The organism is Shewanella denitrificans OS217 (assembly GCF_000013765.1).
Classification (GTDB): Bacteria; Pseudomonadota; Gammaproteobacteria; order Enterobacterales; family Shewanellaceae; genus Shewanella; species Shewanella denitrificans.
The window spans coordinates 3,660,576-3,681,112 of sequence record NC_007954.1 but is presented as its reverse complement, the minus strand read 5'-3'; the positions used below and the strand labels follow the sequence as shown (position 1 = coordinate 3,681,112).

Genomic DNA, 20,537 nt, shown 5'->3' with positions numbered 1-20,537 from the left:
GTGCTTAGGTTTTACGACGCTTCAATGTGAAAAATGCCCTCAAGTTGAACTTGAGGGCTGGTAGAATGATGAAAATCGTTACATTTTCCAGCTTAATGTTGCACCATAATTTGCGGGGGCACCGTAATAACCTTGGGCCCAATAGAGGCTATTAATGTACTTCTCATCGGTGACATTCTTAGCGTGTAAGGCCAGAGTTAGATTGTCATTGAACTGGTATTTAGCCATTAAATCGATGACAGCATAGGCTTCTTGAGTAGTGATTATTTTCTCCCCTGCTTTATTAAAGCCTGCGGTGACTACGCCTTGTTCACGGGAAATATCATCTTGCCAGCGTGCATTCATGCCAATGCTTAAACCGTCGATGCTGCTAAATTCATAAGTTGCAGCTAATTTAAGGATTTTACTTGGGGTATAGGCTGAGACTTGATCGTCACCTGTGATAGTAAAGTCGGTATAACCTATGCTGGTATTAAGGCCAGGGTAGATTTCGCCGGCAATATCAAGCTCAATACCATGGCTGTGGATCCCGTCAATACCGATATAGCGCTGCTCTGTAGGAGGCAGTAATGCGGTAATTGGATCGGGTTTTGCCAAGTTAGTTTGTTTCACATCGAAATAGGCAAGGCTTGCTATCAAGTTACCATTAAAGAGTTCGCTCTTAAGGCCGATTTCGCGGCTTTCGCCAGTGACAGGGTCGAGTATGCGATTGTTAATATCTAGCTCTTTTTGCACCATGTAGGTTTCGGTGTAACTGGTGTAAGCAACAAGCTCTGGCAGTAAGCGATAAACCACACCTGCAAAAGGAATAAACTCATTATCATCGGCATCTTGCTTGGTTTCGTAGGTAATGCCTTGTTGTTGCCAATCGTTATAACGTCCACCCAACATTAAGTGTAAATCATCTATTAAGTTGAAACGAGCTGTAAAATAAGCGGCTTGTTGCTCGCGGCTAACATCACTGCCACGGGGATTATCTTTGAATGTTGGCATGGACGTGTTGCCATCCCAGCTGTTGAGATCTGGCATGACTGGAAAGCCATTACCTGTGCTGTAGTCATAGAGCGAGCTGTCTATATAGCTCATTTTTGAATGATTGAGTCCAAATACCAGTTGGTGCTCTCGGCCAAAGAGGCTGATGTCGCCATTGATATACACATCAAATAAATCATGCTTATCATCAAGGTCGTACTCACTGCCATAACCAGTCAATCCAAGACCAGTCGCTTTATCTGGGGTGCCAAAGACGTAGAATAGCTCGGTATCTTCATCTGTGGTTTTGTGTGAATAGGTCGCGCGTAATCGCCAGTTATCATTAAAAAAATGGCTTAGCTCTAGCACAGTATTATTTTTCACGACTTGCCAGTTTGACCAATTCGCTGAGGTGTTGGTTGATCTGGCATAATGAGTTGCGCTGCCATCGATGTAAAACAGCGGCAGTGCGCCCCAGTTGTTGCCCTTAGCATCATTATTAAGATAGCTATGGCTCAATGACACATTGGTATCATCAGTTAAGTTGGCTTCTAAAAAGAGGTAAAAAACATCTTTATCTGTTTGGTATCTGTCTAAATAAGAGTCTTTAGTTTGGTTGGCGGCTACCGCTCTGATAGCAAAGGTGTCATTAAGGCGTGCTGAACCGTCGGCTTCTAAACGCAGATCATTGAAGCTGCCATAGCTTGTGCTTAATGACAGCATGTTATCGGCAGTGGGGCGTTTACGGATAAAGTTAACCGTTGCAGACGGATTGCCCACTCCCGTCATCAAGCCATTAGCACCGCGAATGACTTCTATTCTGTCATAAATCGCGGTGTCTTCATCTGAGTGGTTATTGCCTGAGGTTAAAGGCAAGCCAATACCGTCAATCTGAAAGTTGGTAATATCAAAACCACGGGCAGTATAGTAGGTTCTGTCAGTTTCAATACGTTCTACGTTAACACCGGTTGCCGTGTCTAATGCGCTGTTAATATCCTTGATTTGAAAGTCATCGAGCTGGGCGCTGGTAATGACAGACACTGACTGAGGAATGTCGCTAATGGCCAAATCTAAGCGGGAGGCGCCGCTGACAGAATGTGGATTATAGCCTTGAATATAACGGCCTGTGACTTCAATTTTTTCGATATTCTCATTATTATCTAGCGAGACTTTTTGCTCGGCAGCGACATGGCCAGATAGGCCTATGCTGGTTATTACGGCGAGGTAAATCGGTGTTAGTTTCATTGTGTCATCATCTTCAACGAGTTATGAACTGTCCTTGTTCTTGTTAACGGGCATAAGCTAGAGATTTGCCCACTGAAGATACAATAATTCACTGTGCCAGCAAATGATAATCATTATTATTTACATTGTTTGCTGTTATGTTAATTGAATAAAAAAGCGCCCGAAGGCGCTTTGTCTGTATTGCAAGAATATATAAGATGATAAATAAGGTTTACTTCATTTTTATCAAGCAGGGTATTTAGTCGATTAACCCATAATTTTTTTTGAGTATAGCTATGATATCGGCTTTAGGATTTGCTGCCAGAGTAATGGTTTTACCTGTGACTTTTTCTGCAACGCCTGTGTAGGTGCGCGATACATTCATCATGGCATCCAGTGGCAAAGCATTGTCTCTGGCTAGGGCTTCACGCTCTGGCATTCTGTCTTTATTAAGTAAGACATCTGCATCGGCAACATGATTTAACAGAAACTGGCGGAATCCTTCCTTAGAATTTTCGACTATTTTACTATCTCGATAAGCCGCGCCGTCCCAAATGCGAGATGAATCCGGTGTGCCCACTTCATCCATATAGATTAATTTAGATTGACCATTTTTATCTGTCACATAACCAAACTCAAATTTAGTATCCACAAAGACTTGGTCTAACTGAGCAAGCGCATCGCTAATCACCTTAAAACCATCTTTAAGTAAGGTTTCGTAAAGGTCGATATCGGACAGTGACTCAAAACCAAAGGCTTGGTAGTTAGCTTCGATATCTTGGCGACTGATGTTGACGTCATCTTGCGCGGGTACCCCAGGAATACCGGTTAAAATGCCTTTGGTTGATGGCGTGATGATAAGTTCTGGCAGCTTTTGATCTTTTTTAAGCCCTTCAGGTAGCCTAATACCACAAAATTCACGCTCGCCTTTTGCATAAGCACGCCACATAGAACCGGTAATGTATTGACGGCAAATGGCTTCAACCTTGATGGGCCTCGCTTTTTGCACTATCCACACAAAAGGGTGTGGTATGTCGAGTATGTGGCTATCGGCTAAGCCTTGCTCGGCAAATAATTTAAACCAATGATTCGATATGGCATTGAGTGCCGCGCCTTTACCAGGAATACCTTGCAGGCCGCCTTCACCATGGAAAATACAATCAAAGGCTGAAATTCTGTCGCTAATCACCATGATAGCTAAGGGCGTATCTAAGGGGACTTTATAGCCTTTGTCATTAATTAACCGGCGACTATCAGACTCAGTTAGCCAGTAAACGCTGCGTACCTTGCCGCTATGGACTGGCTTATCGGTACGTATGGGTAGATCGTTATTAACGGCTAAAACAGAATCGGCAAGACTCATCACGAGGATCCCTCTGGAATAAAAATAAATGATGTAAAGGGTATTAATCACGCTATTTTAGCCTGAATGGGGGATTTATTCATGTGCTAAGTCGGACTCTGAGCCGTAAAGTCTTATCGTAAAAAAGATTAGTGATTGAATTTACATCTGAACTTATTTATGGGAGCTTGACTTGGTTTCACTTCTATATTGGTCTATTAATGACCTTTAAATTCACTGGCATTGTGGCAAGCTCACCCCTTTCTTGCCATAGAAATCTAAGGATAGGTTAAGTTTTTCTTCTACTGCGGTGATGGTGTGCTTTAGCTGGTGGTCAAAGGCTATCAAGGCTGACATATCGATATGCTTTCTCTGGTTGGAATTGTCATTATAAGTTGTGTGTTTATTATCCAGCTATGGCCGCAATACCAGAGGTCACGTCACTTAAGAAATAAGTGCGAGGCGTAAATCTCGTCGGCATATTTGCTCTGGGTTAAAGGCTGACAGCATTTTATATCTCAACTGAAGTTATAGATCTTTACGCTTATTTTACTGTGGTTTAGCTATTTTGTTTTGGCCTAAGCAAATTTTAAACTCCAGACTACACTTAAACTTCCTTAAGCATTCACAAACAATAATAATGATTAGATTAGCACTGATATTAACGGGATTTATCTTAGCGACAGGGGTTATCTACAAAAGTGTATTTGCAACGGCGAATTTCCCCATAATACCCCACACCTATCGGATAGCAGTGTCTAGTACTCCCTTGTCTGCGCCTTTTTTTGTCGCCGAGCAACAAGGTTTATTTAAAAAGTTTGGCTTAAATATTGAGTTGCAGCTGTTAAATGGCGGGGTTAAGTGTTTTGAGCAGATGATAGCGGGTGATGCGGAATTTGCTACAGCCTCAGAAACCGTGGTGATGTTTAATAGCTTTTTCAGGGATGATTTCACTGTGCTGACAAGTTTTGTCGAGTCTGATAATGATGTAAAGCTCTTGAGTTTGAATCCTGATAAATATCCTAATATCGCTAATCTCAAAGGTGCACGCGTCGGTATGATTAAAAGCAGTGCCAGTGAGTTTTTTATTGATAACACGCTTATCCTGCATTCAAAAAGTTTAGATTTTATCGATAGAGTCTACTTGAGTGCCAGTGAGCTAGTCCCAGCTTTGCTGGCCGGGAAGGTTGATATCATTTCCGCTTGGGAGCCGCTTGGGTATCAAGTGTCTCAGCTTGCTACTGGGCCAATTCAAGTACTGAGTACTAAAGGTTTGTATAGTCTCTCATTCAATTTAATCACAAAAAAAAATCTAGCTAAAAAGAATGTCGAGGCAAATGCCAGGATATTACAAGCACTATCAGAGGCTATCGACCTTATTAATGCCGCACCAGAGCAGTATCAACAAGATGTGAGTCAATTACTTCAGGTATCACAATCTGAGCTGAGTTATTCGTGGCGAGATTATGTGTTTCGCCTTTCTCTTGGGAATTCACTCGTATCTAACTTGCAAACTCAAGCACGGTGGGCATTACAGAATCGTTTAGTGCCAGGGGATGTGACTGTGGATTTTCGTAATGTTATACATACTCAAGCCTTCGAGGATATGAGTCGCCAGCGGAGCCTGTGGTAAGCCTATGATGATAGCTCTTAGATTACAGCTGATCGTGTATTTATGTGCGCTGCTCATTTTAGGGATTAGTTCATTTTTGTATAAGGCCTACGATTATCAGGAGTTTATTTATAACCAACTTAATCAAGTGATGGAAATTCAACTCAATATAGATAATTTAAGAAGCCAGTTGTGGCTTTATCAAGAATATTCAGATGAGTTGAGTCTGAAAGTGCTTAATAATCGTCAAGCGAATTTAGCTCGTCAGCTACAAATCCCCATGGGCTGGGATGAAAAGCAGCAAAGACTGTTGAATAATCTGAACCGGCTAAATACTAACACTCGGGTCTTGGTCAATACTCAGCTGCCCGCGGAAACTGCATTAAATCGATCGGCTAAATTAAACTCGAACAAATCTGCAAGGGGCAATACTCGCTTCAGTGAATCTGAATATGCTGAATATATTGCGCTGGAAGACGCTCATGCTGCATCAAACAATGAGACCTTTAATACCAAGGCGAGCTTGTTAGAGGCAAGGTACAATATGATCACTCAAGAGATGACAGAAGATGTGTTTAGCTTGCACCATATGTCCATTCAGCGGGCCAAGTACATCCAGCGAAACCTGATTTATGTCACAGGTGTCTGCTTGTTGTTGATGACATTACTGGTTACCGTGTTTTCTTATTTAACCCTTAGGCGTTTTCGTAGCGCAATTCATTCATTAGTGACTGGGGTTAAAGTGCTGGCGAAAGGCGATCTCAATAGCAAGATAGAGGTCAATAATCAGGATGAGTTTTCTTGCCTTGCCCAAGACTTTAACGAGATGAAAGCCTCACTGAAGGGAATGACCATCAAGAAGGATGAACTTAAGCGGGAAGTGGAAAAGCAGACGCAGATTCTTACTGAGCAACAGATCAAACTTAAGTTTTTGGCTGAGCACGATGAGCTGACGGGGATTTTTAATCGCCGTGCCTTAATTAAGCAAGTGGATATTGCCATCGCCCGTGCTATACGTTCTAACTCTCAAGCGGCATTACTCTTTCTCGATCTGAATAATTTTAAGACGATTAACGATACCTTAGGTCATGGCGTTGGAGATAAGGTGATTATGACCATAGCTAAACGCTTGCATGACAATCTACGTAATACCGATATTGTTGGACGCTTAGGAGGGGATGAATTTGTTGTTTGGCTGGATGTCATCGCCCACAGACAAGATGTTATCAACAAAATTAATCAATTACAGGCTTTAATAAACGAGCCCATCACAGTAGAAGAGCATGAGTTGAAAATAGGGGCCAGCTTTGGAGTCAGCCTATTACCCACAGATGGCAACGCCAGTGGCTTATTGTTAAGGGCTGCTGATACGGCCATGTATCATGCCAAGATGCATTCAAAAACAGATTATTATTTCTTTGAAGACATGGAGTAGATTTATTCTTCGGTTTTATCTGTGATGGCTAGATATGTCTGAGTGCTCCAATCGAAGCGGTAACTGACCCCTTGCCATTCATAGACAATGCCACTGTCTTGCTGCACCACTCTAGCATTCGCGGGTAAGCTGGTTAACCCAGTGCTGTGACTCACCTGAGTGCTTAACCGTGAAATAGGTGCGACCTGTATTGCAGTGTCTTGTATTATCTGGTTAGCCTGCAAGTATTCTTGTTTACGCCAAGCATTCTGTCTGCGAGCATTTCCAGTGTCTGAATAGACATAGCTTGCATAATCATTAGTTGAGTAAACTCGAGAATTATTATGCCATGGGCTAAAGGCATTATTGTCTTCAAAGTCGTCTTCAAAGTTGTCTTCAAAACCATTCCAATGACGCCATCTTGGCTGCTGATAGAAACCGCTGTTGTGATAATAAGGGCTATTGCCCCAACTAATGCTCAAGGATGAATTTGGCGACAGTCTATTTCCCCAGCGTGAATACCTAGTGTGGTGAAATGGGTAAGGTTCAGCGCGAACATAACCATGGACGTTATGCCTAGGTGTTAACCACCAAGCTGAAGGATGAGCATGTCGGTCATTATGATTGAGTTGGTATCCTTGACTGAATGACACTCGAGTTTCATCCCTCGCTTGTACTGCACCGCTGAGGAAAGTCGCAAGGCACAGTGAGGCTAAGATAACTCGAATTATTGAAGGCAAGTCGAAGGCTGTAAACTTACGTTTGAGGCGATGAAGTGAGGTTATGGCGTTTGCCATTTTACAGTGTGCCATTATGATACCCAGACCGCTGGAGATAGATAAAGCTTACTCCAATATCTTGCACTTGAGTAGCCAAATTGAGTTATCTCGAGCAGATAAAAAATGCTATAGTGCGCGGCATAACAGGTTTGAAATGATAGGCATTTAGTTATGAGTTTTAAGGATTTACGCAGCTTTATTGATCACTTAGAAGCCAATGGCGAACTTAAACGCATTAGTTATCCCGTTGATCCTTATTTAGAAATGACTGAAATTGCCGATCGCGTACTGCGCTCAGGTGGTCCTGCGTTATTGTTTGAAAACCCAAAAGATAACACTATGCCTGTATTGGTTAACCTCTTCGGTACCCCTAAACGGGTTGCCATGGCGTTGGGTAAGGAAGACCCTTTAGCCCTGCGGGAAGTAGGGGAATTACTGGCTTTTTTAAAAGAGCCCGAGCCACCAACGGGTTTCAAAGATGCCCTAGCCAAACTGCCTAAGTTTAAGCAAGCCTTAAACATGCCGCCTAAATCTGTGAGTCATGCCCCTTGTCAGCAAGTGGTGATCACAGGTGATGAGGTTGATTTAACCGCATTACCTATTCAGCATTGCTGGCCCGGCGACGTAGCTCCACTAGTGACTTGGGGACTGACCATTACCAAAGGCCCGAGACAAAAAAGGCAAAACTTAGGTATCTACCGCCAACAGTTATTGGGCAAAAATAAACTGATTATGCGCTGGCTCGATCATCGTGGTGGCGCTTTAGACTTTAAAGACTTTAAGGAGCTTCATCCTGGAGAGCGCTACCCTGTGGTAGTAGCTCTTGGTAGCGATCCTGTGACAATTCTAGCTGCGGTGACCCCGGTACCTGATTCTATGAGTGAATACGCCTTTGCCGGCCTGCTCAGGGGCGAGCGCACTGAGGTGTGTAAAGCCATCAGTTGCGATTTAGAAGTGCCTGCGACCAGTGAGATCATTTTAGAAGGCTATATCGATCCTAATGAAATGGCTGAAGAAGGGCCATACGGGGATCACACGGGTTACTACAATGAGACCGACAGTTTCCCTGTCTTTACTGTAACTCATATCACTAAGCGCAAAGATGCCATTTACCACAGCACGTACACAGGTCGTCCGCCGGATGAGCCTGCCATGCTTGGGGTTGCGCTTAATGAAGTGTTTGTGCCGATTTTACGTAAGCAATACCCTGAAATTATTGATTTTTACTTGCCACCGGAAGGTTGCTCATACCGTATGGCGGTGATCTCCATTCGTAAACAATACCCAGGGCATGCCAAGCGAGTGATGATGGGGGCTTGGTCTTTTTTACGCCAATTTATGTATACCAAGTTCATCATAGTGGTGGATGAGGACGTAAATTGTCGCGACTGGCAAGATGTTATTTGGGCGATCACGACTCGCATGGATCCCACCCGTGACACTACCTTGATCGATCACACTCCTATAGATTACTTGGACTTTGCCTCTCCTGTGGCGGGGCTTGGCTCGAAAATGGGCCTAGATGCCACTAATAAATGGCCAGGTGAAACCCAAAGAGAATGGGGCACCCCCATAGTCATGGACCCCAATGTAAAGCAAAAAGTAGATGAAATTTGGCAAGACTTAGGCATAGACAGTCATCCGACCCTCTAAGCCAGTTGCAACAATCCTATTCTATAATTGAATTTGTTAGTATTAACCTTAATAAAGGTGTTTAAAGGACGTTAGATGAAAACCATTCGTTGTCAGGTAGAAAAAATTACGCCATTTAATGATGCTGTTTATCAGGTATTGCTTAGACCTGAGGCTGGCTTTGAATTTAAAGCAGGGCAATATCTTAGTGTTGTTATGGCAGAAAATGACAAACGTCCTTTCTCTATTGCCTCAGCACCAGGACTCGATACCCTTGAATTGCATATCGGTGCCGCGGTCAGCGAAAGCTACCCTATGCAAGTGGTGGAGCGGTTAAAGAATTCGACTCATATTGATATCGAAGCGCCAGCGGGTGACGCTTTTTTACGTCAAGAAAGTCAAAGACCTCGACTTATGATCGCGGGTGGCACAGGTTTTTCTTACATCAAAAGCATTATCGAGTCACAAATTTCCCTTGGTCAGACAGTTCACACTCAGTTTTATTGGGGTTGCCGAAACCAAGATGCCATGTATTACCAAGGCATTGCCCGTGAGTGGCACAAGGCTCACACATGGCTTGAATTTATTCCTGTCGTTGAAGATGCACCACAAGGTTGGCAAGGCAAACAGGGCAACCTGTTGAAACAAATCGAGCAAGATTTTGTTAGCCTAATCGGCTATGACATCTATATCGCCGGCCGTTTCGATATGGTCGGCGCTGCAAGGCAGGTGTTTCGTGAAATGGGCGTCGAAGAAGCGCATTTATACGGCGATGCTTTTGCTTTTATTAAATAGTTAGCCTATTAGAATGTGTCTTAAGCTGAAGCGAGTCTTCGGCTTTTTTATTGTGTTTCAACTTATCATTTATCGAGGGAACTATGGAATTTACTCAACTAACCCAGTCACTTTATGAGCATTTATATCGCGATATCAGTGAGTTTCGCCAAACCTTTGATTTACCGCTCAATGACAAGGCAAGTCTTGACGCTAAAGCAGACATCTTGCATACCTCATTGATTATTGAGGAGCTTACCGAATTGGCACAAGCCGATAGCTTGATTGAACAGGCCGATGCCATAGTCGATTCCGTGTATGTCTTGATGGGCCGCCTAGTCCACTTAGGTTCGACTCAAGTCGAAGACACAGTGGAAATAAGCTATTTGGTTGATTTGCTACTGAATGTTGCCAAGAACCTATCCATAAACTTCATTGGCTGTTGGGATGAGGTTCATTCGAGCAATATGAGTAAAGTGTGCCGCAATGAGCAAGAGTTTGCTGAAACCCAGGCCTTCTATGCCAAGCAAGGGGTTGAGATCATGGCTAGCAAACAAGGCGACTTTATTATTGCTAAGTGTGCAAAAGATGTGGAAATGGCGGGCAAAACAGTGCGTCAGGGCAAGGTGCTCAAGTCGGTTTATTATCGCCCTGCGGATCTCGAGAAAATGATTCAAGCGTAACCCCAGCCCCAGAGACAAGTGAGAGAAGGGTAATACCATGACTCCAAGTAGTGAGTTAGCGTTACGACGCATAGCCGGGATCCCAGGCCCTAGGCTTGCTGCAGAATCTAGGCCTGATAACTTTATCGATGCCTTTGCCCTGCAACAGCAAATTTCCCAGGAGGTGTGCCAGCAAGCGAATACACAAGTGATTGGCTGGAAGTGCTTGCTCCCTGTGACGGATAGCCTTACAGGCGACACAAAATACGTAGTAGCGCCCATTTTTGCTTCCACAGTCACCACTGAGTGCAAAAGTAGCGCCACATTAAGCACCCTATGCAGTGTGTATCCTTCATCTAAAGGACTGGCGCGAGTCGAGCCGGAACTCGCCTTTGAATTTAACAAGGCGCTCGCTCCCCAGGAGGGTGAATATACCCATGCTCAGATAGATGATGCCATTGGTAGTGTACGCTTGGCCCTTGAGCTTATTCAGAGTCGTTATAGTCAGCCCAGTGAGGTCAGTTATTTTGAGGCCTTGGCTGATGGTCTTGTGAATCAAGGCCTGTATCTTGGTCCTAAAATCGATTACCCCAAGGGGGATGATTTAAGCTCAGTGGCGGCATTTGAGCTTCAAGTAAGCCAAGGAGAAAGGTCCCTGCCTCGTCGGTACCAAGCTAAACACCCCAATCACACCCCCAAAGCTGGGCTCTATTGGTTGGTGAACTTCTTATCTCAGCAAGGGATAGGCGTACAGGCGGGCCAGCAAGTGATAACCGGTTCCTATGCTGGCGTGCTGGATTTGCCAATGGATCAAGATATTCAGTTTAGCTATGGCGACTTAGGTCAATTTAAGCTGATGTTTCGAGTTAAATAATTCCTAACTCTAAGCCTTTTAGCACGGCGCGGGTGCGATCACGACAGCCGAGTTTGGACAAGATATTCGACACGTGATTTTTGACAGTGCCTTCGGCTAAAAATACCCCAGTGGCTATTTCTTTGTTCGAGCAGCCATTAGCCATAAACTTAAGTATGCTGGTTTCTCGCTCCGATAGCGGGTTAACTTCAGGGGCATTAATTGGCGCCTGTTGGCTTAATTGATTGAGAACCACAGGCTCAATGAGCACACCGCCTTGGGCTATGACTTCGATGGCATTGAGTAATTTATCTAAGGACACATCTTTTAATAAAAAGCCATTAGCGCCGGCATGTAAACTGGTCAGAAACAATTCACTGTCATCGAAGGTGGTGAGCATAAGCGTTGGTAGTTGATTATTGTCGGCGCGAATGTGGCTCAGCAAACTTATCCCATCCATCACAGGCATTCTTATATCACTGAGCAGTATATCTATAGCAGTGCTTGCCAGTAGAGTAAGTGCTTGCTGACCGTTTTCGGCTTGCCAGGTGACCTCTATCTTATCCGAAAGCGCCAGTAGGCTAGCGATTCCTTGACGCACAAGTTGTTGGTCGTCAACCAGACCAACACGAATTTTACTGGGCTTTGCTGTATTGGTTTGCTGAATTTCCATGCTGTTTAGGTATCCTTACTGCATCGCTTTTATAAGTAGTGTTGTTATGTGTGTGGCCGTTTATCAATGAACTTAAGCTAAGGGGTGAACGCAGCGGATCTCAAGCTGAGATCCTCGATGAGCTTGACCCTTTTTAGCATGTTCTACTCGGGGCTTTACCTCAACTTTGCCATCGAATGCCTGCATTCTTTCTTGCATGCCTAGTAGGCCTGAGCCTGGGATGTAATCCCCACCTTGACCATTATCCATGAGTGTCAGTAAGAGTTGCTCTCCCTCTTGTCGCATAATTAATTCAAGCTCAGTCGCTTTACCGTGGCGCACCGCATTGGCTATGCCTTCTTGGAGTACGCAGAGTAGCTCTTGGGCTAACAGGGCCGACTGCAGAGGCTGCATCTTAGTAAAGCGCAGGCTTATCCCAGGAAGCCGGGTCATTATTGCTTCCAGCGGGGTCAGCAGATCAAGATGGGTTTGATGACGCTTTTCTTTTACCACAGCGCGAATGTTGGCCAATAAATCTTTGGCAAGTCGTTGGCTTTGCTGCACTTGAGGCTTAGTCTCAGTGGCAACTTGATGGCTAAGTACTTCTAATTGAAGTGACAACGCCGTGAGTTGATGGCCTAAAATATCGTGTAAGTCTCGGGCTATTCTGAGCCTTTCTTGCTGCTGGCTGGTTTGTGCAAGCAATGAACGCGTGCTTAATAGCTGCTGATTAAGCTGCTCTTGTTCAAGCCTTGCATGCTTTTCGCTGAGCTTAGCGAGGCTACTACTGTAAGCAAATAGTTGAAAGCCACTAAAAATAAGCAGATTAAACTCACTACTATCCAAATTCCAATAATAGGCACTCAGGCTATAAAATGCCGCATTGACCCCCACAAGCTGTAATAGGGCTTGGCGTTTATCGAACCACTCGGCAAGCTGGGATGCCCAAATAATCAATAGAATAGCCAAATAAGCATTAGGGTTCAATGCCAGTAAGCTGAGTATTAATGCAGCTTGTAGGAGTATGGCCGTTCGGATAAGTAAATAATGCCGGTTAGGTAAAATATCTAAAGCCACCAGTAAAAATAAGCCGATAAAGCCGCATAACCCCATAGATTGCAGCCAGAAATTCTGCCCTTGCAGAGTGGATAAGTCTAACCAACTTACCAAGCTCCAACTAATAAGTGCCGCAAGGATTAACAGCCACTCGGCGAGTGCTAATGGATATTTCAACAATGGCATCTCTATCTCTTATTGTTATGGTTTAACACTCAGTTAACGGCGTGGGGAATAACATAACCCAGTATTTGCATATTCATGACTTTTGGCACCTGTCTCTCTCTGTCATATCGCTTATCTTAGGGTTCTTGAGTGCCATCGGGTTTATGTCGAAGGTAAAAATACCGCCAGTAGAGGTTTATGATGAAAGCTAACAACAGTAGCAACAGTAACAGCAAAAAAAACACTTATATTAGCGCCCTAACACTTTTGGGTTTAAGCCTATGCGGCGGCATCGCCCATGGGCATACCTTAAATTTAGTGGTAGACAATATTCCTAAACACACCGGTCAGTTAATGATCCAGATATTTGATAGTAAAGAAAAATATGACTCAGGTCGAGGGGCTTTTATATCCGCATTAACGCCAGTAACCCAGACTCGCCATGAGATTGTTTTTAGTCAATTACCCACAGCCGATTACGCCGTCAGAATCGTCCACGATGAGAATGGCAATGGCAGTTTAGATGTTAATTTTTTGGGCGTGCCGTTAGAAGGTTATGGTTTTAGCAATGATGCTGGAAGCCTGGGGCCAGCGTCTTTTGAAGATGCCAAAGTCGGCATAGACAGCGACATAGAACTTATTATTCATATTCGTTAATTGCTTGAGATAAGGGGACATCACATGGACAGAAGACAGTTTGTTACATCATCACTAGCCTTATTAACGACAGCCGCTTGGGGCGGCGCTGCCGCTAAGCTACTGTCGCTGAATAAGGTGTCTGAGCTTAAGCGTCAGCCGTGGGCGATAGGTTTTTTGGGGGCAGAGCCAAGTCCGCTTAAAAAAATGACAGTCACAGGGACCTTTCCATTAGCGCTTGAAGGCTGCTTATATCGTAATGGTCCGGCTAAGATGTCACGAGCTGGGTTGGATTATCAACATTGGTTTGATGGCGATGGCATGGTGCAAAAATTTACCATTAAAGCCGGCGAGGTAAGCCATCAGAGTGAGTTTATCAAGACAGAGAAATACCTCGCCGAGGAGCAGGCTGGAAAATTCCTGTTCAATAGTGCCGGCACAGTGATCCCCAATAGCCGAGCGATTGGCAACAATGATGATATCAATACCGCCAATACCAGTTTACTCCCTAGGAATGGTCAATTGCTTGCTTTGTGGGAGGCGGGTTCTCCCCATATGATAGACCCAGACAATTTATCGACCCAAGGCATTAAGAGTTTTGGTGCTAAGTTCACAGGACTACCTTTTTCTGCTCATCCCTTAGCAGATGGTGACGGTGGATTGTGGAATTTCGGTTGCTGGTACGTAGGTGGCAACAAGACGCTCTTGGTCTATCAGGTGGGCAGTGATGATAATGTATCTCGCTTAGCCAGTATTGAATTACCGCAAGCTGGCTATATTCACGATTTTGCTCAAAGCCAAAACAAATTGGTGTTCTATATTCCCCCTTGTGTATATCAGCACTGTGATACTTATATCGACTCATTTACATGGCAACAAGGGCTTGGGTCTAAGTTACTTATTATAGATAAGCATGACTTTGAGAAGCGCCAGTACGTGGACTTGCCCGATGGTTTTGTCTTTCATTTTGGCCAAGCATTCGAAGAAGAGAACCAGATGTGGGTGGAGTTAAGTCTCTATAACAACGCCGATATCTTAACCCAAGGGATGAAGTCCCTGTTAAAAGGTGATCAAGCCGAGATAACTCCTGAGGCACAGTGGGTGCGAATTAGCATTGAGCTTGAAAGCACTACAGCATCTAACTCCGAGTTGCTAAGACTGAATGGGAAAGCTTTGTCAGCTCAAAAAACTAATGAAGCGCAAATAAGCTATTCAGGGGTCATGATGGAGTTTCCTCAATTTGATCAAAGTGGTCATGGCATGAGACTGGGTAAGGCAACCTATGGCATTGGCGCTTCAGCGTTGAGTCTCTCTGGATTAAGCGACACCTTGTACCGTGTGGCAAGTCAGCCAGAGCAAGCTGTGCAATCCTACCATTTAGGCGCCAATATTATTGCCGAAGAAGCCTTGTTTATTGAAAGTCATGATGACACGGAAGGTTACTTAGTGATGACCTGGCTTGATTATGGCAGACAAGTATCAGGGCTCAGCGTGTTTGATGCGAGCAAGATCACACAAGGGCCAATAGCAACGGCCAAGTTAGATGCCGTCATTCCCTTAGGATTTCATGGCTGTTTTATAAAAAGTGAATAATTGGATGGGAATGCTAAACAACAGCGAATCAACAGCAAGCATTACCCATCATAGGTGTTAAATTGCACTATGGATAAACATCATCTATTTTGTTGGTATGTGTTATTTTTTATAAAAGCATCGTTATTACCAATACTTAGGGAAGGTTTATGGAACAGGTTTTCGCAGTAGAAATTCAACACTTTAAGAAAGTCTCAAAGCTGCCTAATGCATGGAGCAATCAAGATTACCACGCCTTGATGGCACTCATGGATCTCGATGAGGGTTTGGACGGTATGGATGCCAGTGAGCTTAGGGAAATGTGCATGATGTCACTCAGCGATTTAGAACCCGCAGCAGCGGCTAAAATCGTGTTGACTCATCAATTTTCCGAACAACTGGTAGAAGGAAAGATAGATCAACTAAGTCATGATTTAGCCGGTGATAAAATGTGGGAAGAGTATTCCGATTGCCAACTGCATCACAAATTATTTAGCTGCTACGCGTTATTAAGAGAAGCCTTCAATGGTATTTTTGCCGAACCGACAGGGGTGATATTTAGCGTTAAAGTCAGCGCCGATGAAGAAGGACTTAAAGTATTTGATGAGACGCCTCATGCTGCCATGGTACGGCTATTGGCTAAAGGGTTAAGTCCAGATGCTTTATTGCATAGATTGTATGAAGATCAGTTAATGGGCGACACATTCGAAGAGGCGACAGGTATCTTGTGGCGGTGCGAGCAAAGCAGCGCGAGTAGCCAAAGCCGAGAGTTCAATTTAATCAGTTCCGCTTTCTGGTTCGCCGCCCTTGAAGATGTACAAGATTTCTCAGGCGAGACCCATGGTGATGTAAAGCCTGAGTAGTGCTGGTCATTTAGAAAATAAAAATTTGAGACAATAAAAAAGCCAAGAGCAAGGCTCTTGGCTTTTTTGTTTGTCTATTTTTTAAAGATTAAACATCAATAATTAAGACTTGCGACGACGCAATGCAGCTAGAGGTAGTAACAACATAGTTAACCAACCCATAGAACCACCGCTTGAAGCAGCAGTAACAGTAATAGTTGCTGTGCCTGGCTCACTTGTTAGGCGGCCATCAGAGGCTGTCACAGAAAACTCATAGACACCATCACCCGCTGGTGCTTTAAAGTTAATTTTTGATGTAGCACCGTTTGCAAATGAGACTGTTTTACCGCCAGTTTGCACCCAGTTATAGGTTAGTTTATCACCGTCAGCATCTTGAGCATTTGCACTCGCTATGACAACCGAACCCTCTTCACCAGTCATACCAGTAGGAGCCACAGTTGGTTTAAGATTATTAATATTTACAGAGACTGTCGCAGGTGCTGAGCTGTTACCCATAGTGTCTACAGCAACAACTTGCGCCGTGAGTGTTTCACTTGCTTGGCTAATCACTGCAGTATCACTTAGGCTAACTACACCCTTAGCACTAATTGCTAACATACTTGAATTGGAGTTTAAGACAATAAATTCAGATACGGGGCTAGTCAGCATATCAGGATCTGTTGCGATAATTTGCCCTAACACTGTGTTAGCTGCAGTTCCCTTGTCTACAGATAAAGTGAGATCTTGAACTGTAGGCGCAGAGTTGCCTGCTGCAGAAGTATTGGCTACTACTGACATAGCCCCACTATCTGAGAGCAGCATGTATCCCATAGCGTTCTTGCCAACGGTTGTAACTAACTTGGCACTTTCACCAGGCTTAAGTTCAGTGACCTCTTCATCGTCAGCAGACTCTACCGCAGATGGAGTCACCCCAGCAGCAGGGATCTTAACTAATTTTGCAGAAGCATCAGGTGCAGCTAAGGTTAACGAAGTCGTGACTTCATCACCCGTTCCTGTAGATACCGGCGCCCAATCGCTTTCTTCAACACGGTAGCGGACGCCAATTTTGGCACCTAAGTCGGTTGCAGCTAATCCCATATCTTCAAAACAAGCTTTGGTAGTAAGAAAGTTATTACCTGTTATATGGAATGCAGGTTCTAAAGTTCCGTTTTCAGTACCATAGGTTGTTACCATAGCGTATAAAGAACGAGGGTAAGCATCGTTAAACCATTGGAGGTTGACGGTTTTAGAGGTGTAATCCCAAGTGCCATCATTGTCTAAGTCATAATCAACGTTATAACTGGCAACTAAGCCATGAACAATGGGATCGCGCATTTGGAATGTATTGTAAATGGCAATGCCAGCATCACATGATGAGCTAGAAGCCAATTCACTTGATGCATTCAATAAGTCATGACGCAAATTCATGTTCTTAGGGCTGGTAGCAGTCAGAGGAGCGCTAAATGGATCTGTGATTGATGTTGAACCAATATTAGTTAATGTTCTCACAACACCTTTATCAGTGACCTCAGTTTTAACAGAAACGGCAGCTGCCGCTCTTGGTAAAATATGATAAACCACATGAAGTGCTTGTGTTTCACCATCCATAAACTTGATAGCACCATCGTACTCAGAAAGAGTCAGCGCATCAGAGGCTTCTTGAGCTGTGCCATCTAATTCATATGATGAGGTTAACGACCATTTTGGTAGCTTCGTTGGGTTAATGGTGACCTTTACATCAAAAGATTTAGTTTGACCTGCATTGACTGTCACGCTTGTAGGCATTTCGAAAGAAACCGCACCAGACTCGATATCATTCATGAAACGCTGTTCAGCCATAAGTGAATATGTTTTAACGTCTTTAGAAAAGTTCTTCACTTGGATGGTTTTGGTTATTGAGGTTGTTTCAGTTAAAGAAACTAAACCAAAAGCCAATGCAGCTTGCTTTGTATCTTTATTCCATGCAATAACAGGTAAGTTGATTGCTTTTTCTACATCAACTAAACCAGCACCGATATAACTGATTGGTGCTAATTCTGCATCAGGGTTTAAGCCTCTTGGTTCTGCTGTGACATCTAAATTAGCAGAGTTCATCATGGTTGCTTTAATTTCAAGAGCATTACGTTTTGGTAATGCTTCTTTGATAATACTCATAGCACCCGCAGTAATAGGGCTTGAAAACGACGTTCCACTAATAGGCGTTAAGCCTTCACCAAGACCTGGGTGAGCTGTCATGATAGACGTGCCTGGAGCTGTGATTTCAGGCTTTAAAGTACCCGCAATTGACGGTCCACGAGAAGTAAATGTTGCAATAGCACCGGCAGTAGCAACTTCTTTTGAGACTACGGAATAAGCACCGTTTCCAGAAGCTAATGCTGCTTTAATTGCATCGCCATCTTCTTTAGAAATCATTACAGAAGGAATGGTGATGGCCGAATCACTGCCACCCATTGAGAATGCGCCATCATTAACTTTGTTATTAGCTACAATAACAAAAGATGCACCTTTCTTTTGGGCATTAAGCACTTTGACTGTAAAACCACATGTGCCGCGATCTATGATGACAGCTTTGCCTGTAAAATCTACATCATCAGCAAATGCTGTACAGCCATTTTGATTTGTAGTTGGTACAACTAAAGGTGCAGTGGTGTCATTAAAGCTGAACACGTTGCTGGTGTTAAAACTGGCTCCAAATGATTCAAAGGCTTCACCTGCGGCTACAGCATCAATCTTTGCCGATTTAGTCGTTGGGTGAGTCATAGCACCAACTGAAATAGCGCCATCAGAGGTACTAGGGCCACCGACTACAAATGGAGTTGGGCCATCATTGCCTGCAGAAATAACTAAGTTTACACCTAGAGCAACCATTTCATCGATGAGCTCTTGAACTGCACCGCCCTTGCTGTCACCAAAATCGCCACCAAGCGACATGTTTACAGTATTAACACGATCTGAAATATCACCGTCATCATTAGGATCCATTGCAGCTTCTAAGGCATTTAATTGCGCAAGACCTGGACAACCTGAATTACATACAGAGTAAACATAGAGTTCAACATCTGGTGCAATACCTACAACAGAGTGGCTAACATGTGTTCCGTGGTTGGTGTTGACATCGATAGGGTTAGGATCATCATTCATGAAGTCATAACCGCCGATTATTTTACCTTGCGGCCAATTCGGCATTTCTGATTTTGCAGCTACAGCCGCATTATAATCAGCGACTAGGCCTGAGCCACCGAGTGCTTTATGGGTGTAGTCAACCCCTGTATCTAATACCGCTACTCGTTGACCTTTACCCGTTGCGGTGCCTGCAGCAATAACCTTAGTGGCATTGATGTAGTCTGCACTGTCTGCAACATCCAATTGATAATCATATATTGGTAGGATATCTGCGATATCTGAGTGAGATAAAAGCGCAGTAAGCTGGCTCTTATCTGCTTTAACAAGAATAGAGTTCACTAGTTTAGACGTTTGTCCTACAACTTGAATATCTGCATCAAGTTGCATAATTGCACTTTTAACACGTTGTTGTGACTGCTGAACATTATGAGAGGCTAAAGAAAAGTCTGTGTTAGATGTACGGTGCTGCTGAGAAATTGACGGTACATTTAGTTTTATCATCCATGCAGAGGCTACTTTTTTAACTTGCTCTGACTTGGTTACTTGTAAACCGGCATATTCATCATTTGACTGATTAGTCGTGTTGTATTTATCTCCAGTACCTGCAAAACAAGCGCCTGAAATAAGAGCTGCTGAAACAGCAAGTGATAGTTTAGTTTTCACAACTTCTTCCTTGTTCAACTGCGCAACCTTTGGAGTTAAAGAGTCCAGTGGTATTAAACCAAGTTAAGAGGCTACGCAAAGTTTATAATTTTTGGGTTCATAGATGCATTCTGCGATGCAAGCCATATCTTTTAACATAAAACCACCGCGCTTGTAACGAAAAGTTTTTCAATGTTGCTTTTTTGTTTCGGCGTTTAAAGAGGGCAAAGAGCTTAACTGTCTATACTTTTTTTAATATTTGTAGTTGTAAATATTAAATTTTAATAAATTCAATTATTTGCCTTATTTTTTGATGGTTTAATTTGAGTTGAACATAGCTAAGTGACATTGCCAGTAAATCAGAGTAGTTAACCTTAATTCGGAATGATAAATGCATATCAAACAGCCGTTTGTAACATTAACTGTGTTATTCCTTTACATAAGAAGACTTGCCATAGGCTAGCTATAGACACATAAATTGGTTTTGTTATCAGCGAGAAGCTAAAAATTTAATGTAAGGTATTGAATTTATGTTGTTTCAATACCATTTGTGTCTCTCTCAACCCGAGTTAAAGTGAGTTAATA

Annotated in this window: 16 protein-coding genes; 9 read left to right on the top strand and 7 right to left on the bottom strand. The window is 43.5% G+C overall.

Annotation, left to right across the window (positions count from 1 at the left end; all coding sequences use genetic code 11):
* Positions 1–78: 78 nt before the first annotated feature.
* The 3 genes from SDEN_RS15940 to SDEN_RS20975 form a co-directional block, all read right to left on the bottom strand.
* Complete coding sequence (locus SDEN_RS15940; RefSeq protein WP_011497488.1) at positions 79–2,217, bottom strand: TonB-dependent siderophore receptor; 2,139 nt, start codon at positions 2,215–2,217, stop codon at positions 79–81.
* Positions 2,218–2,455: 238 nt separating this feature from the next.
* On the bottom strand, positions 2,456–3,559 hold the full coding sequence (locus SDEN_RS15935; RefSeq protein ID WP_011497487.1) for a phosphoribosylaminoimidazolesuccinocarboxamide synthase: 1,104 nt from the start codon (positions 3,557–3,559) through the stop codon (positions 2,456–2,458).
* Positions 3,560–3,772: 213 nt separating this feature from the next.
* The gene (locus tag SDEN_RS20975) at positions 3,773–3,895 is read right to left on the bottom strand and encodes a hypothetical protein (RefSeq protein ID WP_269571442.1); all 123 of its coding nucleotides are present in this window, start codon (positions 3,893–3,895) and stop codon (positions 3,773–3,775) included.
* Between the two features lie 283 nt (positions 3,896–4,178).
* Here SDEN_RS20975 and SDEN_RS15930 point away from each other — a divergent pair, with 283 nt between their 5' ends.
* Both SDEN_RS15930 and SDEN_RS15925 read left to right on the top strand, forming a co-directional pair.
* Positions 4,179–5,171, top strand: a complete 993-nt coding sequence (locus SDEN_RS15930; protein WP_011497486.1) for an ABC transporter substrate-binding protein — start codon at positions 4,179–4,181, stop codon at positions 5,169–5,171.
* A 4-nt stretch (positions 5,172–5,175) separates the two neighbouring features.
* The gene (locus SDEN_RS15925) at positions 5,176–6,585 is read left to right on the top strand and encodes a diguanylate cyclase domain-containing protein (protein WP_011497485.1); all 1,410 of its coding nucleotides are present in this window, start codon (positions 5,176–5,178) and stop codon (positions 6,583–6,585) included.
* Between the two features lie 2 nt (positions 6,586–6,587).
* Here SDEN_RS15925 and SDEN_RS20580 read toward each other — a convergent pair whose 3' ends face one another.
* Positions 6,588–7,361 carry a hypothetical protein gene (locus tag SDEN_RS20580; protein WP_157599873.1) on the bottom strand — a complete coding sequence of 258 codons (774 nt, stop codon included), beginning with the start codon at positions 7,359–7,361 and terminating at the stop codon, positions 6,588–6,590.
* A gap of 153 nt (positions 7,362–7,514) precedes the next feature.
* Here SDEN_RS20580 and ubiD point away from each other — a divergent pair, with 153 nt between their 5' ends.
* The 4 genes from ubiD to SDEN_RS15900 all read left to right on the top strand — a co-directional run bounded on the left by ubiD (position 7,515) and on the right by SDEN_RS15900 (position 11,285).
* Complete coding sequence (gene ubiD, locus SDEN_RS15915; RefSeq protein WP_011497483.1) at positions 7,515–8,996, top strand: 4-hydroxy-3-polyprenylbenzoate decarboxylase; 1,482 nt, start codon at positions 7,515–7,517, stop codon at positions 8,994–8,996.
* Between the two features lie 75 nt (positions 8,997–9,071).
* A complete protein-coding gene (gene fre, locus SDEN_RS15910; RefSeq protein ID WP_011497482.1) occupies positions 9,072–9,770 on the top strand; it encodes an NAD(P)H-flavin reductase in 699 nt (232 codons plus the stop codon).
* A gap of 83 nt (positions 9,771–9,853) precedes the next feature.
* Positions 9,854–10,432 carry a nucleoside triphosphate pyrophosphohydrolase family protein gene (locus SDEN_RS15905; RefSeq protein WP_011497481.1) on the top strand — a complete coding sequence of 193 codons (579 nt, stop codon included), beginning with the start codon at positions 9,854–9,856 and terminating at the stop codon, positions 10,430–10,432.
* Positions 10,433–10,469: 37 nt separating this feature from the next.
* Positions 10,470–11,285, top strand: coding sequence for a hydratase/decarboxylase family protein (locus tag SDEN_RS15900; protein WP_011497480.1), 816 nt, complete (start codon positions 10,470–10,472; stop codon positions 11,283–11,285).
* Here the strand turns inward: SDEN_RS15900 and SDEN_RS15895 are convergent.
* Complete coding sequence (locus tag SDEN_RS15895) at positions 11,278–11,937, bottom strand: response regulator transcription factor (protein WP_011497479.1); 660 nt, start codon at positions 11,935–11,937, stop codon at positions 11,278–11,280. The two genes, SDEN_RS15900 and SDEN_RS15895, sit on opposite strands and share 8 nt — an antisense overlap.
* A gap of 72 nt (positions 11,938–12,009) precedes the next feature.
* Positions 12,010–13,158 (bottom strand): sensor histidine kinase, encoded by a 1,149-nt coding sequence (locus SDEN_RS15890; RefSeq protein ID WP_011497478.1) that lies wholly within the window; start codon positions 13,156–13,158, stop codon positions 12,010–12,012.
* A gap of 177 nt (positions 13,159–13,335) precedes the next feature.
* Between SDEN_RS15890 and SDEN_RS15885 the strand changes: the two genes are divergently transcribed.
* The 3 genes from SDEN_RS15885 (at position 13,336) to SDEN_RS15875 (ending at position 16,208) form a co-directional block, all read left to right on the top strand.
* The gene (locus SDEN_RS15885) at positions 13,336–13,794 is read left to right on the top strand and encodes a DUF2141 domain-containing protein (protein WP_041405853.1); all 459 of its coding nucleotides are present in this window, start codon (positions 13,336–13,338) and stop codon (positions 13,792–13,794) included.
* A gap of 24 nt (positions 13,795–13,818) precedes the next feature.
* Positions 13,819–15,366 carry a carotenoid oxygenase family protein gene (locus tag SDEN_RS15880; RefSeq protein ID WP_011497476.1) on the top strand — a complete coding sequence of 516 codons (1,548 nt, stop codon included), beginning with the start codon at positions 13,819–13,821 and terminating at the stop codon, positions 15,364–15,366.
* 149 nt (positions 15,367–15,515) lie between these two features.
* Complete coding sequence (locus tag SDEN_RS15875) at positions 15,516–16,208, top strand: hypothetical protein (protein WP_011497475.1); 693 nt, start codon at positions 15,516–15,518, stop codon at positions 16,206–16,208.
* Positions 16,209–16,310: 102 nt separating this feature from the next.
* On the opposite strand, the gene SDEN_RS15870 is transcribed toward SDEN_RS15875, so the two are convergent.
* Positions 16,311–19,973 carry a S8 family serine peptidase gene (locus SDEN_RS15870; RefSeq protein WP_011497474.1) on the bottom strand — a complete coding sequence of 1,221 codons (3,663 nt, stop codon included), beginning with the start codon at positions 19,971–19,973 and terminating at the stop codon, positions 16,311–16,313.
* Positions 19,974–20,537 lie beyond the last annotated feature (564 nt).

What these genes read in the sequence shown, in the direction of transcription:
- SDEN_RS15875 (WP_011497475.1), top strand. Translation starts at nt 15,516, where the DNA reads ATGGAACAGGTTTTCGCAGTAGAAATTCAACACTTTAAGAAAGTCTCA.
- fre (WP_011497482.1), top strand. Translation starts at nt 9,072, where the DNA reads ATGAAAACCATTCGTTGTCAGGTAGAAAAAATTACGCCATTTAATGAT.
- SDEN_RS15925 (WP_011497485.1), top strand. Translation starts at nt 5,176, where the DNA reads ATGATGATAGCTCTTAGATTACAGCTGATCGTGTATTTATGTGCGCTG.
- SDEN_RS15935 (WP_011497487.1), bottom strand. Translation starts at nt 3,559, where the DNA reads ATGAGTCTTGCCGATTCTGTTTTAGCCGTTAATAACGATCTACCCATA.
- SDEN_RS15890 (WP_011497478.1), bottom strand. Translation starts at nt 13,158, where the DNA reads ATGCCATTGTTGAAATATCCATTAGCACTCGCCGAGTGGCTGTTAATC.
- SDEN_RS20580 (WP_157599873.1), bottom strand. Translation starts at nt 7,361, where the DNA reads ATGGCAAACGCCATAACCTCACTTCATCGCCTCAAACGTAAGTTTACA.
- SDEN_RS15900 (WP_011497480.1), top strand. Translation starts at nt 10,470, where the DNA reads ATGACTCCAAGTAGTGAGTTAGCGTTACGACGCATAGCCGGGATCCCA.
- SDEN_RS15895 (WP_011497479.1), bottom strand. Translation starts at nt 11,937, where the DNA reads ATGGAAATTCAGCAAACCAATACAGCAAAGCCCAGTAAAATTCGTGTT.
- SDEN_RS20975 (WP_269571442.1), bottom strand. Translation starts at nt 3,895, where the DNA reads ATGTCAGCCTTGATAGCCTTTGACCACCAGCTAAAGCACACCATCACC.
- SDEN_RS15930 (WP_011497486.1), top strand. Translation starts at nt 4,179, where the DNA reads ATGATTAGATTAGCACTGATATTAACGGGATTTATCTTAGCGACAGGG.
- SDEN_RS15940 (WP_011497488.1), bottom strand. Translation starts at nt 2,217, where the DNA reads ATGAAACTAACACCGATTTACCTCGCCGTAATAACCAGCATAGGCCTA.
- SDEN_RS15880 (WP_011497476.1), top strand. Translation starts at nt 13,819, where the DNA reads ATGGACAGAAGACAGTTTGTTACATCATCACTAGCCTTATTAACGACA.
- SDEN_RS15905 (WP_011497481.1), top strand. Translation starts at nt 9,854, where the DNA reads ATGGAATTTACTCAACTAACCCAGTCACTTTATGAGCATTTATATCGC.
- SDEN_RS15885 (WP_041405853.1), top strand. Translation starts at nt 13,336, where the DNA reads ATGATGAAAGCTAACAACAGTAGCAACAGTAACAGCAAAAAAAACACT.
- ubiD (WP_011497483.1), top strand. Translation starts at nt 7,515, where the DNA reads ATGAGTTTTAAGGATTTACGCAGCTTTATTGATCACTTAGAAGCCAAT.